The organism is Cryptosporangium aurantiacum, from assembly GCF_900143005.1.
GTDB lineage: Bacteria > Actinomycetota > Actinomycetes > Mycobacteriales > Cryptosporangiaceae > Cryptosporangium > Cryptosporangium aurantiacum.
In genome coordinates this window covers 368,500-385,256 of the sequence record NZ_FRCS01000004.1, presented here as the reverse complement: position 1 = coordinate 385,256, position 16,757 = coordinate 368,500, and the positions used below count along the sequence as shown (strand labels likewise).

At 74.0% G+C, this 16,757-nt stretch carries 14 protein-coding genes; 8 read left to right on the top strand and 6 right to left on the bottom strand.

Features of this window, described 5'->3' with window-relative positions; genetic code table 11:
• Window positions 1-198 precede the first annotated feature (198 nt).
• The gene (locus BUB75_RS45210; protein ID WP_143175240.1) at window positions 199-621 is read right to left on the bottom strand and encodes a hypothetical protein; all 423 of its coding nucleotides are present in this window, start codon (window positions 619-621) and stop codon (window positions 199-201) included.
• Between the two features lie 1,084 nt (window positions 622-1,705).
• On the opposite strand from BUB75_RS45210, the gene BUB75_RS45205 reads away from it, so the two are divergent.
• Window positions 1,706-2,065, top strand: coding sequence for a hypothetical protein (locus BUB75_RS45205; protein WP_143175239.1), 360 nt, complete (start codon window positions 1,706-1,708; stop codon window positions 2,063-2,065).
• Between the two features lie 1,372 nt (window positions 2,066-3,437).
• Here the strand turns inward: BUB75_RS45205 and BUB75_RS16150 are convergent.
• Window positions 3,438-3,731, bottom strand: a complete 294-nt coding sequence (locus tag BUB75_RS16150) for a hypothetical protein (RefSeq protein WP_073257924.1) — start codon at window positions 3,729-3,731, stop codon at window positions 3,438-3,440.
• A 1,021-nt stretch (window positions 3,732-4,752) separates the two neighbouring features.
• Here BUB75_RS16150 and BUB75_RS16145 point away from each other — a divergent pair.
• On the top strand, window positions 4,753-5,295 hold the full coding sequence (locus tag BUB75_RS16145; protein WP_073257922.1) for a hypothetical protein: 543 nt from the start codon (window positions 4,753-4,755) through the stop codon (window positions 5,293-5,295).
• Window positions 5,296-6,121: 826 nt separating this feature from the next.
• Here BUB75_RS16145 and BUB75_RS16140 read toward each other — a convergent pair.
• The 4 genes from BUB75_RS16140 to BUB75_RS16125 form a co-directional block, all read right to left on the bottom strand.
• Window positions 6,122-6,916, bottom strand: a complete 795-nt coding sequence (locus BUB75_RS16140; RefSeq protein WP_073257920.1) for a dienelactone hydrolase family protein — start codon at window positions 6,914-6,916, stop codon at window positions 6,122-6,124.
• Between the two features lie 88 nt (window positions 6,917-7,004).
• The gene (locus BUB75_RS16135; protein ID WP_073257918.1) at window positions 7,005-7,769 is read right to left on the bottom strand and encodes an SURF1 family cytochrome oxidase biogenesis protein; all 765 of its coding nucleotides are present in this window, start codon (window positions 7,767-7,769) and stop codon (window positions 7,005-7,007) included.
• Window positions 7,770-7,788: 19 nt separating this feature from the next.
• Window positions 7,789-8,757, bottom strand: coding sequence for an alpha/beta hydrolase (locus BUB75_RS16130; protein WP_073257916.1), 969 nt, complete (start codon window positions 8,755-8,757; stop codon window positions 7,789-7,791).
• Window positions 8,758-8,776: 19 nt separating this feature from the next.
• Window positions 8,777-9,361: a hypothetical protein gene (locus BUB75_RS16125; protein WP_143175238.1), complete on the bottom strand. Its 585-nt coding sequence runs from the start codon at window positions 9,359-9,361 to the stop codon at window positions 8,777-8,779.
• A gap of 154 nt (window positions 9,362-9,515) precedes the next feature.
• Between BUB75_RS16125 and BUB75_RS16120 the strand changes: the two genes are divergently transcribed.
• The 6 genes from BUB75_RS16120 to BUB75_RS16095 all read left to right on the top strand — a co-directional run bounded on the left by BUB75_RS16120 (window position 9,516) and on the right by BUB75_RS16095 (window position 16,747).
• Window positions 9,516-11,684, top strand: a complete 2,169-nt coding sequence (locus BUB75_RS16120; RefSeq protein WP_073257912.1) for a sensor histidine kinase — start codon at window positions 9,516-9,518, stop codon at window positions 11,682-11,684.
• The gene (locus BUB75_RS16115; protein WP_178379880.1) at window positions 11,681-12,331 is read left to right on the top strand and encodes a response regulator transcription factor; all 651 of its coding nucleotides are present in this window, start codon (window positions 11,681-11,683) and stop codon (window positions 12,329-12,331) included. The genes BUB75_RS16120 and BUB75_RS16115 overlap by 4 nt, the downstream gene beginning before the upstream one ends.
• 225 nt (window positions 12,332-12,556) lie before the next feature.
• On the top strand, window positions 12,557-13,258 hold the full coding sequence (locus BUB75_RS16110) for a hypothetical protein (RefSeq protein ID WP_073257910.1): 702 nt from the start codon (window positions 12,557-12,559) through the stop codon (window positions 13,256-13,258).
• Window positions 13,259-13,392: 134 nt separating this feature from the next.
• A complete protein-coding gene (locus BUB75_RS16105; RefSeq protein ID WP_084741257.1) occupies window positions 13,393-15,372 on the top strand; it encodes a sensor histidine kinase in 1,980 nt (659 codons plus the stop codon).
• A complete protein-coding gene (locus BUB75_RS16100) occupies window positions 15,369-16,010 on the top strand; it encodes a response regulator (RefSeq protein WP_073257908.1) in 642 nt (213 codons plus the stop codon). The genes BUB75_RS16105 and BUB75_RS16100 overlap by 4 nt, the downstream gene beginning before the upstream one ends.
• A gap of 62 nt (window positions 16,011-16,072) precedes the next feature.
• A complete protein-coding gene (locus tag BUB75_RS16095) occupies window positions 16,073-16,747 on the top strand; it encodes a phosphoribosyltransferase (protein ID WP_073257906.1) in 675 nt (224 codons plus the stop codon).
• Window positions 16,748-16,757 lie beyond the last annotated feature (10 nt).

Here is a 16,757-nt window from a genome sequence, read left to right as displayed (position 1 = left end):
GACGCGGTGCGGCGCGACGACTCCCGGGCGGATCGTCGGTGTCGAACCGATGTAGGAGGTTAGGACTTCATGCCGCTCTTCGAGGTCGGGCCCGATGGCCTGGTCCCGCTCCAGCGCCTGGACCAAGGTGTCGGTGACTTCGACCGGCAGATCGAGGACGCGTTATGGCGTGATCCTGATCCCGTCTACGGCAGCCGATTACTCCGGATCCAACAGCGTCCGACGATCAGCGGTGGCGGCCACCCCACGCTGATCGCCGTCGACGGCGAAGGGCGGCTGGTCGTCGTCCACGCGCGCCAGCGGGTCGACCGCAACGAGCTGGCCGAATGCCTCGAATACTTCGGGTGGGCCCGCGCGGCCAGCCTGGAAGAGCTGGCGACGCTCTACTGGCGCGGCGAGGACGTCTTCTGGAACGACTGGAAGCGGTTCGCCGACGACGAGGGCATCAGCAAGCTCGCGCCGAACCCCAAGCTCGTGCTGGTCGCCGGTGAACTCGCCGACCGCACCACCGCGACGTTCCAGCTCCTGGTCGAGAACGGTCTGCCGCTGACCGTCGCGACGCTCGGCGTCTGGCGCTCGTCGGTCGGGACGCTGCTGCTCGACATCGGAGACCAGGCGCACGCTTTCGCCCGGTCAGTGGGGCGCACCGAAGATGCGGCCGTCAGCCGTCCCTATTCTGCTGTTCCGTTCCCGTCCGGGAGTGGTGCGTCGGTTCCGCTCTCCGTCGCTGCCGCTTCGGTCGATACGGACGCTCCGCGAAAGCCGTCGCCCGGCGAGCCGATCGTTCCCACAGCGACGCCGGGTCCGCTCCCGCCGGCCGCACGGGTTCCGGCGCCGGCGCCGTCCGTCGATCCGCTGACTGCTCCTTCTACTTCGCCGGCTCCGACTCCCGCTCCCTCTCCGGCTGCGTCGAGCCCGGCTGCGTCGAGCCCGGCGGAACCGCTCGGACCGCCGTCCTCGACCACGCCCGCCGCTCCGACCGACGAGCCCGGTCGCCCGGTGTTGGCGCCGGTTCCGCGTGGGGGCCGTGCTGCCCGGCGTACCGGTGTGGAGCCGGTGACGCCGGCTCGCGGTCCCGGTCTGACGGTGGTCGGTGGTGACGCTCCGGGCCGTGCCGAGGGCGCTGGTCGTTCGTCCGACGGCGCCGGCCGCCCTGACGGGCCGGGTCGTCTCGAGGGTGCTGGCCTTTCCGACAGCGCTGTGCGTTCCGAGGCGCCGGGCCGCTCCGAGGGCGCCAGCCGCTCCGAGGGCGCCAGCCGCTCCGACGGGCCGGGTCGCCCCGACGGCCCGAGACGCTCCGAGGGCGTCGCTCACTCCGACGGACCGGGTCGCGCTGAGGGCCTCGCTCGTGCTGAGGGGTCGGGTCGCTCCGATGGGCCGAGTCGCTCCGAGGGCGTCGGACGTGCCGAGGGGCCGAGTCGCTCTGAGAGCGTCGGACGTTCCGAGGGCGCCGGTCGTTCGCTCGAGGGCACTGGCCGTCCCGACGGGCCGGGTCGCTCTGAGGGTATCGGTCGTTCCGAGGCCGCTGGTCGTTCGTTCGACGGCGCCGGCCGCCCTGACGGGCCGGGTCGTCTCGGGGGCGCTGGCCGTCCCGATGGGCCGAGTCGCTCTGAGGGTATCGGTCGTTCCGAGGCCGCTGGTCGTTCGTTCGACGGCGCCGGCCGCCCTGACGGGCCGGGTCGTCTCGAGGGCGCTGGCCGTCCCGATGGGCCGGGTCATTCTGCGGGCGTTGGTCGTCTTGAAGGTGCTGGTCGTCCCGATGGGCCGGGTCGTTCTGAGGGCGCTGGTCGTTCTGAGGGCGCTGGTCGTTCTGAGGGCGCTGGTCGTCCTGATGGAGCGGACCGTCCGGATGTGGTCGGCCGCGTTGACGTGGCAAGCCGCCCTGAGAGGGCAGGCCGTGCTGATGGGCCCGGCCGCCTCGATGGGCCGGGTCGCCTCGATGGGCCGGGTCGCCTCGATGGGCCGGGTCGCCTTGACGGGCCGGGTCGCCTTGACGGGGTGGGGCCTGTTGATGGGCCTGGTCGTGGTGAGGGCGCCGACCGTGTTGATGGCGCGGGCCGGGTAGACGGGCCGAGCCGCCCCGAGGCGCCTCGGCCGGTCTCGCCTCCCGTGGGGCTGAGCGTCGTTTCTGACGAGGGAGCCCCACCGCGTCCCGAAGCCGAGCGTTCCGAGCGGGGTCGCCGTGGAGTTCCGGACGGCGCTCCGGTCCGCCGGCTCGGCGCCCCTGCCTCGCACGCCGCCAACGACGACGAGTCGAACGACCGGCCCACCGCGGTCCGCGCCGCCGACCCGCTGAACGATCCGATCGCGACGCTGACCGGCATCGACGACGAGCCGTTCCCGCCCAGGCCGTCCACCGGACGCCACGGGCAGCCGCCGACGCCCCCCGAGCCGTCGGCCGACCCGGCTGTGCGGCTCGGCCAGCCGCGTCGTCCGGCACCATCGGGCAGCGAGCGTGAGCGTTCCGCGCGTCCCGCGCCGGAGAAGCCGCGCCGGGTGACCTTCCCGGCTGCCGGCGGCCCGGCCGGTCCCGACGCCTCCGGCCACAGTTCCGCTGCGACTGGTCCGGGCGGAAGCGTGCTGCCTCCGCCGCCCGGCACCGGCCGTCCGGAGCCGAGCGCGCCGGCCGCACACCTGGGCGACCGGCCGGTGTCGGGCGGCTCCGCAGGTGATGCGGGTCCCGGCCTCGGCGAGCCGCCGGTGATCGGTCCGCCGCCGACCGCGGTGCTGAGTGTTCCGCCGGAGTTCGGCCCGCCGCCGGGCGCTCCCCGCGACGGTGGTCCCCGTGACATCGGGGCGCGAGAGCCGGGTCTGCGTGAGGTCGGTCGGGACGATTCCGGTCGCCGCGGCTCGATCGAAGAACTCGCCGCGCGCCGTGGCCCGATCGAGGAAGCCGCCGCACGCCGCGGACCTGGCGGTTCCGGCGGCGAGCCTGGCGGTTCTGACCGCGGCCCTAGTGGTCTGGTCGGCCTCAGCGGCGAGCGCGGCCCCGCCGGTCCCGGTGGCGAGCGTGGCCCCGGTGGTCCCGGTGGCGAGCGTGGCCCCGGTGGCGAGCGTGGCCCTGGCGGCCTCAGCGGCGAGCGTGGCCCCGGAGGACCTGAGCGCGGTCTCGGTGGTTTCGGGGGTGGTCCCGGTGGCGAGCGCGGCCCCGGCGGTCCTGAGCGTGGTCCCGGTCCTGAGTGGGGTCCAGGGGCTGAGCGTGGGCTGGGTGTCGAGCGCGGGTCGGGCGGCGACCGGGGTCCCGGTGGCGAGCCGGGGCCGCGTTCCGAGCAGCTGGGTCCCGACCCGCGCGGCCCTCAGGGCCCGGACCAGTTCCGCCCCTTCCCGGACGATTTCTCGGACGGCCGTCCCGACCAGGCGACTGCAGTGTTGTCGGAGGGCCCCGACCGACTGCCGGCCTGGGTTCGCGAGCTGCGGGAACCCCGAGACTCGGGCGATCAATCGTCGACATCGGACTCGCCGTTCGGCCGCGGGGGCGCGGCGCCCCGTTCGTTCGAGCGCCCGACCGGTGAGCTTTCGGCGCTCGGCGGACCGGTCAGCGGTCCGCCGGTCTCACCGCGCTCCGGTCCGCCGCCGCCGCGGTCGCAGCCGTACGACGAGATGGACGACGCCACCAGCGAGATCCCCGCGGTGCGGCCTCGGAACGGACGCCCGGCCAACACCGGCCGGGTCAGCGTGACCGGATCGCACCCGGCACCGTCGTTTCCGCCCGGCGACTCGCCGTTTACCACGCCGTCCGACCGCCCGTTCGGCGCGAGCGGCGGCCCCGGCGGCCCGAACGGCCCCGGCGGCGTGAGTGGTCCCGGTGGCTCCGGCGGTCCCGGTGGCGCGGGAGGCCCCGGCGGGCTCCACGGTCCGGGCGGGCTGAACGGGCCGGACGGCTTTGGTGGTCCGGGAGGGCCTGGCAGCCTGAGTGGTCCCGGTGGCTCCGGCGGCCCCGGCGGCGCGGGAGGCCCCGGCGGGCTGAACGGTCCCGGCGGCTCCAATGGTCCCGGCGGCCCCAACGGCCCGAGTGGTGCCGGAGGCCCGAACGGACTTGGCGGGCTGAACGGCCCCACTAGTCCCAACAGCCAGATCGGACTCGGCCCGGTGAGTCCCGGCCCGCTCGGCCCTGGCCCGGTCGGTCCTGGCGGCCCCGGTTCGTTTTCCGGCGGCGCCGGCCCGATCCCCGGCGGTCCAGGTCCGATCCCGGGCGGTGGTCCGGGTCCGCTTCCGAGCGGTGGCCCCATTCCGGGCGGTGGTCCGGTTCCGGGGGGCGGCCCGGGCAGCCCGGTCGGACTCGGTCCCAACTCCAGCGGCCCGGTCCCGCGCCCGTCCGACTTCGGTGGACGCCGAGAGGACTCGGATGCGCCGTTCCGTCGTCCGGACGGGTTCGGAGGGAGCGAGTGGGACATCCCGCCGCCCCCGCCGCCCGCCGAGTGGGACCGCGGTGAGCGTGGGGACCGCCGTCGCGGCTTCGATGACCGGCGCCCCGGCCCCGGCGGCCCCGGCCCGAACGGTGGCCCCAGCCCGCTGGGCCCCGGTTCGGGCGGCCCCAGCTCGGGCGGCCCCGGACTGATGCCTGGTGGTCCCGGTCCGGTCCCGGGCGGTGGCCCGGGCTCGCTTCCGAGCGATGGCCCGATTCCGGGCGGTGGTCCGGGTCCGGTTCCTGGCGGTCCGGGTCCGGTTCCGAGCGGCTTCGGTCCGGTTCCGGGTGGGCCGGGCTCGATTCCAGGCGGTCCGGTTCCGGGCGGTCCGACGTCCGGCGGTCCGATGCCGGGTGGCGCCGGCCCGTACGGCGAACCGTACGGGCAGCCCTCCGGCCCGCCGCCGCTCGCCGGGGGCTGGCCGGGCACGCCCGAATGGCCCATGGAACCCGGCGACCTGCGGGACGCCCGCGACGCGCGTGACTTCCGGGACCCCCGTGACCGCGACCCGCGCGACCCGCGTGGTGACTGGGACGCACGCGACCCCTACGACGGCCGCGATCCGTACGACCCTCGCGACCCGTACGACCCCCGCGACGCTCGGGACCCGCGTGACCCTCGGGACCCGCGGGATGCTCGCGACCCCCGCGACGTTCGGGACCCGCGCGACGCTCGCGACCCCCGCGACGTTCGGGACCCCCGTGACGGGCGCGACCCGCGTGCTGCACGGGACCCGCGGGCCGCTCGTGACCCGTACGATCCGCGCGATCCGTATGACGGGCGCGACGAGGACGACCAGCCGACCGTGCTCCGCTCGGGACCGACCCTGGTTTGGGACGCCCGTGCGCACGGCGACGTGATGCACGAGAACGGCAACGGCGGCCGCTGATGCCACATGAAAGGCGCTCGCCCCATCGAGGGCGGGCGCCTTTCGTCGTCGCTCCGGCCGCTGCGCTGCGGTAGAGGATCGGCCCCGCGGTGGCGGCCCCCCGGCTGTTCGGCGTTGCGTGGGGGACGGTGTTGCGGATTTATCCTCTCGGGTGGGCCCCGGAATGCCGCCGCTACGAACGCGGATTGGTCCGGCCCGGCCTCAAGGCCACCCGACCGGACGTCAGCCCCGAGCGCGGCGTCGACCGTGTGGAGGCGCTGCACATTCTGTGCCCCTCTGACGGCACAAACTGTGCAGCGCTTCAACAGCCCACTCCGGGAACTAGACACAGCGACAGTAAACGACCCGCAGGATCGCGGAAATCGGACAATCCCCCAGCCGCATTCCCGTCCAGCGGACCCCTCGTCCACCAGGTGGGCAGCCCGCTCCGCACCCGGCACCGCGAGTGACCCCGCCGAGCAAGGACTTGACCAGCCGCCGAATCCTCTCGCTACGCGGCCTTGAGCCGGGGCTGAACCCGATCCGCGTTTCATCCCGGGAGCGGACCGAAGCGGGCGCGATTAGGGCGGCTATAGCCAGCGTAAACGCGCCCGCTTCGCCTGTCCGCCGCCGTGGATTCCGACGCTCGGGGACTAAGCGGGCACGGGTGGCGCGAGAATCGGGCTAGCGCTCCCGACAGGTGGGACGTGCCCGGATGCCGAGACTCAAGCCAGCGTCCGCCCGGCGCCCCGCACCCGGCGCCCCGCACCCGGCGCCCCGCACCCGGCGCCCCGCACCCGGCGCCCCGCACCCGGCGCCCGGCGCCCCGCGCCCAGCCGTGCCCTGCTCAGGGCAGCAGGCGGTCGCGGAACAACTGCAGCACCTGGTCCAGGGCCACCCGCGTCGGATGGCCCGGTTCGTCCACGAGGTCCTCGGTGAGCACCGAGTGCGCCATCCCACCCGGCTGCGACCCGTTGGGCACCGACGAGGACGGGATCTCCACCCCGACGAAACCGTCGCCGAGTTCCCGCCGCAGCCGGGCGAACCGCTCCGCGGGCACGAACTTGTCGTCGGTGAAGCGCAGCCCCAACACGCAGAGCCCCTCGTCCGCGCAGCGCTCCTTTACCCGAGCCAGCGACGCGGTGTCGAGGCCGACGTCGGACTTTCGGGCGGCACCGACCGGGAACGGCAGCGACGGCTGGGCGAGCACCGGCGCGAGCATCCGGCGATCCACGGCCATCGCCAGCGCGAACCCGCCGGTGAAACACATCCCGACCGCGCCGACGCCCGGCCCGCCGCATTCCTCGTGCGCCTCTTTCGCCAGCGCGCGCAACCATACGGTCACCGGCGACGCCTTGCCGCGGGCCAACATCGTGAACTCGCGGGAGACGCAGACGTTCCGCATCGCCGTGCGTAGCGCCTTGCCGTCGATGTCGCGGCCGGGGATCCCGAACAGCGACGGCAGGAACACCGTGCAGCCGAGATCGGCCACCCGCCGTGCGAACGACAGCACCTTCGGCGTGATGCCGGGGATCTCGGAAATCACGATGACCGCGGGTCCGGTGCCTGCTCGGTAGACCGGGTGGGTCTTGCCATGATGACTGAAGTCGAACTGGGTGAAGCCTTCGAGCATCGGCGCCATGGAGCGAAGCCTAGGCCACGGGCTACGAGCCCAAGCTCCGTTGCGGACCACCCCGACACTCGCGAGAGCGACGCCCGGGAAACGCGGTCTAAGGAGCCTCGGCAGGCACGGCGGGCGGATCCGCGTCGACGGTGGCGCGCGGGGCGTCGTCCCGATGTGCGTAGTTGCGGGCGAGGACCAGGTACCCGACGAGGAACATCCCCGCGAACAGGTACCACTGAACGGCGTAGGCCAAGTGTGGGCCCTCGTCGAGGTCGTCCGGCGCAGGCAGGGCGCTGAGCGAAGTATCAGCCGGCGTCGACGAGATCAGCTCGACGAACGCGTCGTAGGCAGGCTCACCGTCGGCCTGCAACGCTTCCGGCGTGATTCGGGTGATCAGGTTGTGGCCGCTGACCTGCACGGACCCGATCGAGCCGCTCTCCGGTTCGCGTACCCGCCCCACCACGGTGACGGTGCCACCAGGCGCCGCCCCGTACGTGGGAATCGACGTGGCGCCACCGGAACCGGCCGCCACCCAACCGCGGACGACCCAGAGCACCGGGCCGTCGGTGGTGCGCAGCGGCGCGAGCACGTAGTACCCGAGCTTGTTGTCCTGTGTCCGGTTGCGCACCAGCACTTCGCGCGCGACGTCGTACTGCCCGGTGGCCCGGACCCGGGTGTACTCGGGCTCGTCGTTCAGCGAGGACGCGGGCACCGGCGACGCGTCGCGGGCCGTGGTGATCGCATCGTTGATCGCGCGCTTCTGGTCGAGCCGATCGAGTTGCCAGTGCGCCAGCCGTACGCAGACCACCGCGGCCACGACGCACAGCAGGAACGACGCAACCCACTTCGGGCTCAGCAGGAAGCGGTACACGACCCGACGCTACTCCGGCTCAAACGTAGGTCTCTACCCAGCGTAGAAGTTCTTCGAGATACCGCTCCCGGACCGGCGGAGCGGACAGCGCCAGGTCGTGCACACCGTTCTCGATCCGGACCAGCGTCACCTGCCGACCCAGCCGGTGCGCACGGCTGGCGATGTGCTCGACGTCGAGCACGGCATCGGTACGCAGCACCGACTCGTCCCAGCGCGACGACCGGAACGTCGCCGTGGAGCAGGCCACCAGGATCGGGACCTCGATCGCCAGACCGGCCTCGATCCGGCGGTGGCCGTTCCGGATCGCCCGCAGCCACCCGGCGTGGATCTGCACCCCGGACATCGGCTTCCAGGCCAGGTCGTAGTCCCATTCGCCGGCGTGGTCGCGGTGCAGGCTGCGCCCGTAGAAGTTCGACGACGGGGCCGGCAGCACCTGGTACGGCCGGAACGTGCCCATCGGAGCCCCGAAGAAGTCGATCGCCCCACGCACCAACCGCGGCTGGTTCATGTCGAAGAACGGGCTGTTCAGCGCGAGCCCGTCAACCAGCCGTTCGGTGCGGTGCCGATGCACCCAGAGCGGCGTGACCAGCCCGCCGGTGGAGTGGGCATGGACCAGCACGGTCTCGTGCGAGTCCTGCTCCCGGATGATCCGGACAGCGGCGTCCAGATCGGCGAAGTACTCGGTCAAGCTGCGGCAGAAGTACGGCGTCTGGTGCGGGCGCAGGCTGCGCCCGTACTTGCGCAGGTCGATCGCGTAGAAGTCGAATCCGGACTCGACCAGCCGGTCGGCCAGGTGGGTCTGGAAGAAGTAGTCGACAAAACCGTGGACGTGGAGCACCGCCCGCCCGGTCGGCCGGTCCGCACGGCGGCGGACCAGCGTGGCGACGACCTCACCCTGGTCATCGCTACCGAGCGGGATCGTGTACTGCTCGTACGGGGCGCCGAGGACGTCGGTGGTCCAGGTGTGCGCCTCGGTGGAGATCGCCATGCGCAGAGGCTAATACCGCTCACTCCGCGGTGTCGGCGGCACCCACCGATGCCCTGCGCAGCGCACCCGCGAGCAGCAGCAGAAGAACACCCTTCTCCAGGCCCGCCGAGTAGTTTCCGTGGTCCTCCAGCCCGGCGATCGGGGAGAGCAACAGGCCGGTCAGGATCGAACCGGGCTCCAGCAGCGCGAGCAGCACCCCGGCCCAGGTCGGAAACACGCCCGCGCGGACCGTGCCCCAGCCGAACGCGATCATCGCAACCAGCCAGATCATCACGCCCAGCGGGAACCCGAGGACCTGGAGCGCGGGTATGTCGAGCGGCCACGCTGCGGTGCCGACCAGCGTGAGCAGCATCGCGACCATCACGGCCCAGTAGCCCACCGGCTCGATCCAGGTGCGGCGCCCGGCCGGCGGACGCTGGGCGAGGTGCAACTGGGTGACCGCGAACGCGGTGAGCACCCAGGGCAGCAGGACGAACACGTCCCGGGACGTCTCGGCGCCACCACGGGCGACCGAGTCGATACCGAGCGCGATCCAGCAGATCGCCGCTGCGGTCGCGGCGGCGGCGCCGGACCGGACGCGAGGTGCTTCGAGAACGACGGACATGGGGTTCCTCCGGAGAGAGTGGTCGGTGTCCGCACCAGCCTCGGTTCGCGTCCGTCCCGAGCGCCTGAGCCGGCGACCCCGTTCGCGCGGGGCCGCGGTGTCCTGCCCGAACGGGACTTGGTGTCCCATGACACGCGCGGCCGGATCGGCGACGATGAGCGCCGTGGCTGTGCTCGCCGAGGTGCCGAGAGCCGGGCGGCTCCCGCTCGTCGTCGGCGGCTGCGCGGCGGCGCTGGGGACACCGCTGGTCATCGGCGTGGCCCTGCACCTGCGGAACGCCGACGCGACCGCCGCACCCGGGGTGACCGTCTGGTGGCTGATGCTGGCCGCGATCGGGATCGGCTACGGCACCGCCGGTGCCTGGCTGGTCGCGGCGCGGCCACGCCTGCCGATCGGGCCGTTACTACTCGGCATCGGGCTGGTCGGGGCCTGGGTGCTGGCCGCGCTGGAGTACGGCGTCTGGGCACTCGACCGGCCGGGCGGCCCGGGGATCGCGCCGGTGCTGCTCTGGTGGGCCAACTGGACCTGGGTCGCGGCGCTCCTCGGAATCGCCGCGGTGCTGCCGGTGCTGGCGCCGGACGGACGGCTCGCGTCCCGCCGGTGGTGGCCGGTACTCGCGCTGGCGCTCGCGGCGGTCGTCACGCACAGCGTCCACTGGGCGGTTTATCCGTATGCGCAGGGCGCGCCGGGGCTGGCCGCGGCCGGCCTGGAGAACCCGATCGGGTTGGCGGCCGCGGCGCGGCCGGAGGTCGCGTGGCCGCTGAACGTGTTCTCGATGGTCGCGGTCGCAGCGTCGCTGATCAGCCTGGTGCACCGGTGGTGGACGGCGCGCGGTCCGGTCCGCGACCGGCTCAGCTGGATCCTGCTCGGCCTCGCGGCCAGCGTGGCGCTGTTCGGGCTGGGGTTCGCGGCTGGGCCCGCGGTCACGGCACTGGCGATGGTCCCGTTGTCGGTCGGGTTCGCGGTCGCAGCACTGCGCCACGGCCTTTGGGACGTTGATGCGCTGGTCGCGCGCTCGTTGCTGTGGGGCGCGCTCCTGGCAGTGCTGGCCGGCGTCTACGTGCTCTGTGTCGGCCTGCTGGGGACGCTGTTCGGCGGGGCAGCGGGTGCGCCGCTGGTCGCGACCGTCGTCGTCGCACTGTTGCTGGCACCGGCCCACCGGCGGGTACGGGCGCTGGTCAACCGGCTGGTCTACGGCGAACCGGACGACCCGTACGCGGTGCTCGCCCGGCTGGGCGAGCGGCTGGAGGCGGTCCAGGACGCGGGGACGCTCTTGGAGGACGTGGCGGCGACGGCCGCGGCGGCGCTCCGGCTGCCGTACGTGGCGATCGTCCTGCCGGACGGCAGCACGGTGGCGAGCGGTGTTCGTTCGGATCCGGTCGAGACGATCCCGCTCGCCTACGCCGGGGTGGACGTCGGGCAGCTGGTCGTGCCGCGCGGGGCAGGTACCACCCGCCGACGCCGTCGTGCGCTCGACGACCTCGCCCGCCGCACCGGGATCGCGGTGCACGCCGTCCAGCTCACCCGCGAGGTGCACCGCTCCCGGGAACTGCTGGTCAGCGCCCGGGAGGAGGAGCGGAAACGGCTCTACCGGGACCTCCACGACGGGCTCGGACCGGCGCTGGCCGCGCTCGCGCTGCAGATCGAGACCGCGCGGGAACTGCTTCCCCCGGACGCCGACCGGGCGGGCGCGCTGCTCGATCGGGCGCTGCCGCGGCTGCAGGAGACCGTGCAGGACGTCCGCGGTGTGGTGCACGGGCTCCGGCCACCCGCCCTGGACGACCTGGGGCTGGACGGGGCGCTGACCGAGCTCGGCAGCCGCTTCGCGCCGCGGTTCCCGGTCGACGTCGTGGTCGAGACCGGGGCGGCGTTGCCGGCCGCGGTGGAGGTGGCGGCGTACCGGATCGTCGCGGAGGCGCTGACCAACGCCGCGCGGCACGCGGAACCGCGCGCGGTGCGCGTGTCGGTGACCCGCTCGGACACCGGCGACCGGGTGCGGGTGGTGGTCACCGACAACGGCCGCGGCCTCACCGCGCCCGCCACGCCCGCCGGCCCCGCGGCGCCCGCCGGCCCCGCGGCGCCCGCCGGCCCCGCGGCGCCCGCCGGCCACGCCGCGATCGGCGGCCCCGCCGGTTCCGCGGCGCAGGCTGGGCCGGGTGGCCTCGGCGCGCTGGCTGCGCCCGCCGGTCTCGGCGGCACCGGGGTCGGGCTGACTTCGATGCGGCATCGTGCGGAGGAGCTCGGCGGTACGTTCACGCTCGGACCCGGCGACGACGGGCAGGGCACGCGGGTGGAGGCGGAGTTGCCGGTGACCGTGCGATGACGATCCGTGTGATGATCGTCGACGACCACCCGCTCTACCGGGAAGGCCTGGTCACCGCACTGGCCGCGATGCCGGACGTCGAGGTGGTGGCCGAGTGCGCGGACGGCGCCGCCGCCGTGGCCGCGGTCGACGACGCCGCGCCGGACGTCGTCCTGATGGACCTGCAGATGCCCGGGCTCACCGGGATGGAGGCCACCAGGCAGGTCGTCGACCGGCGGCCCGGTACCGCGGTGCTCGTGCTCACGATGCTCGAGGGCGACGACGCGGTGTTCGCCGCGATGCGCGCCGGCGCCCGCGGTTACCTGCTGAAAGGGGCGGGACGGGCGGAGATCGCGCGGGCGATCGAGGCGGTGGCGGGCGGCGAGGTGGTGTTCAGCGCCGGGGTCGCGAGCCGGGTGCTGGCCTGGTTCACCTCCGGTGGGACCCAGGCGCTGCCGTTCCCCGAGCTGACGACCAGGGAGCGGGAGATCCTCGACCTGGTCGCCCGCGGCCTGACCAACAGCGCGATCGCCGGGCGTCTGTTCCTGTCGCCGAAGACCGTGCGCAACCACGTGTCGAACGTCTTCACGAAGCTCCAGGTGGCCGACCGCGCCGAGGCCGTGGCGCGCGCCCGCGACGCGGGTCTGGGCCGCTCCCTGCCCGGCTAGCGCCGAGCACCGGCCCGGGCGGCCCGGGCAACGGCTCGGGCAGCCGTGCCCGTGGCCCAGGCACCGGCTCGGGCAGCCGTGCCGGGGGCCCGGGCAACGGCCCGTGTATTCGGGCCTCGCGCCCTCGAACCCGGGACGCCGGGCGCGGCACCGTGATCTCCGGTCGGCCCCGGCGTTTCGGGGCTCGCCCACAGGGCCGGAGACATGAGGAGCAGGGACAGCAGCATGACTACGTACACCACCCCCGGCGCGGCAGTGCCGCCGCGTCAGCAGCGCAGGGACGTCGGGAACAGCCGGGCGTGGGCCGCCACCGGCCTCGCCGCAGGCGTCACCGGCTTCGCGTCGATCGTGGCCAGCCTCCAGATCGACGCCGCGTATCTGCCGGAGACGATCGGCAAGCCGAAGGAGGTCGTCAAGGCGCTGGCCGACCAGACGACCTGGATCCTGATCAACCACACGTTCACGATCGTCACCGCGCTGCTCCTGCTGGTGTTCGCCGCCGGGCTGAAGCGTCGGCTGGAGGCGCAGGCGCCGGTCGGCAGCCTGCTCCCCGCGGTGGCGTCGTCCGGGCTCGGTCTCGTCTCCGTCGCCGGCCTGCTCGGCAGCGGCCTGACCACCGAGTTCGTGTTCGGCATCCACGCGCCGGAGGGCGAGCTCGTCCCGGAGAGCGCCGACTTCTACGCGCACTGGGTCGCCACGATCTCCTGGCTCTGGGTCGGCGCGGGCGTGGCAGGCGTCGCGATCGCCGCGGCGGCGCTGCGACACTCTGCCGCGCCGCGCTGGATCGGCTGGGTGGGCGCGATCCTGGGCGGGCTCACGCTGGTCCTGGGTGTCTCGCCGGTGCAGTACATGGCCGGGTTCACCGGGCCGATCTGGCTGCTGGTCACCGCGCTCGGCTTCGTGCTCGCCGACCGCCCCCGCGCCTGACCCGCCCGGGAGCGGCCCGCGCGGGGCGGCCGCGCGCCGCGGCCCGCGCGGCCCGGGCCCGTCGGGAGCGGACTGGCGAACGGTCCGATTCCTGACTTCGCTAACGGCTAGCCGACCGTACAGTCGGCGAGCACATGAACCGATCGACGATCTCCCCCGAGAGCGCCCTCACCAGCCACAACGGCGGTGCGGGCGCTCTCGGCGCGCCCGACGGACTACCCCGCACGGCGGCCACGATCGCGATCGTCTCCTGGCTGCTGGCCGGCGTGTCGACCGTGCTGCTGATCGTGGCCCGCCCGCCGGTCACCGACAACCTCTGGTACTTCCTCGTCGACGTCACGGTCGCCGTGGTGTACGGCCTCGTCGCCGGGCTCACGCTGTCGCGGCGTCGGCATCCGGTGCCGTGGCTGGTCGCGCTGATGTCCGTCGGTTGCGGCCTCGCCGCGTTCGGGTTCGCCTGCGAGTCCCTCGACGCACGGCGGCCGGTGCCCGGCATGGTGGTGATCGAGTGGCTGCAGACGCTCGGCTGGGTGCCCGGCACGCTGGCGATCTTCCTGATCGTGCCGTGGCTGATCCGCGATCACCGGCTCGGATGGCCGGCCAGGGCCGGTGTTGTCGCCGGGATCCTCGCAGCGACCGCGTTCATCGTCGCGCAGGTGTCCGCGGCGCTCACGCCGTTCCTCGTCTCCGCGGGCGCGGTCGTGCTCGTCGGCCTGGTGACCGCCGCCGAGGTCACCTGGCGCTGGCGGCGCGGGCCGGTCGACGAGCGGATCGGGCTCGGCTGGCTGGCGGTCGGCGTCGCGGTGATGGCGCTGTCGTTCGTCCCGATGATCGCGTCGGTGATCTACCCGCTGCCGATCTGGGTGACGCCGGTCCTGCACCTGATCGCGCAGGCCGTGTTCCCGGCGGCGATCCTCGTCTCGGTACTGCGCCAGCGGATGTGGGGCCTGGATCTGGCGATCAGCCGGACCGTGCTCGGTGGCCTGCTCACCGTCGGTCTGGTCGTGCTCTACACCGCGGTGACCGCGGTGCTCACCCGGTTCCTCCCCGGCGACGGCCTGGCCCAGGTGGTGGCGGCAGCGGTGGTCGCGGTCGCGGTGCAGCCCTCGCGGCTCCGGTTGCAGCGTCACGTCCGCCGGTTGGTCTACGGTGACGCCGCAGAGCCGGAGCGAGCCGTCCGTCGCCTCGGGCGCCACCTCGGCGGGGCCCAGAGCGCCGAGGAACTACTGAACGGCCTGGTCGAGAGCGTCGGCCACGCGTTGCGTCTGGAGTCGGTGACGCTCGACGTCGAAGGCGTGCGCGCGGCGGCCTGGGGCACCGCGACGTCGCTTCCGCTGGTGGTGCCGTTGGAGCACCGCGGCGACGAGGTCGGTCTGCTCAGCGTGACCGCACCGCCGGGGGAGGCCCTGGACACCCGCGCGCTGCGCGCGCTCGACGAACTGGTGTCGGTGGTCTCGGCCGGCGTCGTGCTCGCCCGCGCCTCCCAAGACTTGGCGGACGCCCGGCAGCGGCTGACGTCGGTCCGGCTGGAGGAGCGGCGGGTCATCCGGCGTGAGCTGCACGACGGGCTCGGGCCGTCGCTGGCGGGCATCCGGCTCGGTCTGCAGGGCGCCCGCAACCTGATCGGCCGCGATCCGCAGGCGGCCGGGACGCTGCTCGCCGCGCTCCAGGACGAGCTGGACGGCCGCGTGAACGACGTCCGGACGCTGTCGCGCAACCTGCTCCCGCCGATCCTCGACGAGCTCGGGCTCGCGCCGGCCCTCGCCGAGCTGGCGGCCCGGCACGCCCAGGGCAGCCTCGACGTGCGGGTGCGGTGCGAGGGCGCCGAGGGGCTGTCCCCGCAGCTGGCGACCGCGGTCTACGGCATCGTGGTGGAGGCCGTGATGAACGTGGCGCGGCACGCCGAGGCGTCCCGCTGCGACGTCGAGGTGACGATCGACGCGCAGTCCGTCCGGCTCGTCGTCGAAGACGACGGAACGGGTTTCCGGGCGGACGCGGTCGCCGGCGTCGGGACCCGCTCGATGCGGGAGCGCGCCGAGGAGCAGGGCGGTGCGTTCGAGATCGGTCCGGCCGCGAACGACGGGACGCGGGTGGCCGCGGTGCTTCCGCTGTGATCCGGGTCGCGGTCGTCGACGACCATCCGGTGTTCCGCCTCGGGATGGTGGCGCTGCTCGCCAGCCTCGACGCGGTGGACGTGGTGGCGCAGGCGGCCTCCCGGGAGGAAGCGTTGGCGACGATCGGGCCGGACGTCGACGTCGTGATCATGGACCTCCACCTCGGCGACGACTCCGGCACCGAGACGACCAGGGAACTCGTGCGACGGATGCCGGACGTGCGGGTCCTGGTCGTGACGATGCTCGAGGACGACGAGTCGGTGGTCGCGTCGGTCCGCGCCGGGGCTCGGGGTTACCTGCTGAAGGGCGCGACGCCGGCGGAGGTCGAGCGGGCGGTGCGTGCGGTGGCGAACGGCGAGGTGATCCTCGGACCGCAGGTGGCCGCGCGGGCGATGACGTACCTGTCCGGCGCGCGCACGGCCGGGCCGCTGCCGTTCCCGGAGCTCACCGACCGCGAGCGGGAAGTCCTGGACCTGGTCGCCCGCGGCTACGACAACACGACGATCTCGCGCCGGTTGGTGTTGAGCCCGAAGACCGTGCGGAACCACGTGGCCAACGTGCTGACGAAGCTCGGCGTCCCGAACCGCTCGGAGGCGCTGTTGCTGGCCAGGGATCGCGGGCTGGGCGCGGCGACCTGAGGTGTTACTCCTCTGAGCTGGGGTAACCCGGAGTAACGGGTTCCCGGCGCTGGGGGTGCCAGATGTTCTTCACCGACCGGACGGAAGCAGGACGGGCGTTGGCCGCTGCGGTGGCCGAGCACCTGACTGCGCACGGCGGTGCGCACCACGTGCCGCTGGTGCTCGGGCTGCCGCGCGGCGGTGTCCCGATCGCGCGGACGGTGGCCGCTGCGGTCCACGGTGAGCTGGACGTCGTCGTCGCGCGGAAGATCGGGGTGCCGTGGCATCGGGAGCTCGGCGTCGGCGCGGTCACCGTCGACGGCCCGGCGCTGTTCGACCAGGCCCTGCTCGGGCAGGTCGGCCTGCGGCTGGAGGACCTGGACGCGGACGTGGAGCGCGAACGGGCCGAGGCGCGCCGCCGCACCGAGCGGTACCGGGGCGGACGGCCGGCGCCGGTGATCGCGGGGCGGACCGTCGTGGTGGTCGACGACGGGCTCGCGACCGGAGCCACCGCACGCGCGGCGCTGCGGCGGGTCCGCGCCGAGAACCCCGCGCACCTCGTTTTCGCGGCCCCCGTGTGCGCGCCCCAGGCGGTGGCGATGCTCGGCACCGAGGCCGACGCCGTGGTCTGCGTCAGCGCGCCGCCGGAGTTCCGCGCGGTCGGGTTCCACTACCGCGACTTCCCGCAGCTCACCGACGAGCAGGTGGAGCAGGAGCTGCACGCCGCCCGCCAAGACAGCGCCGCACTCCGCCTCTGAGGGAGCACGA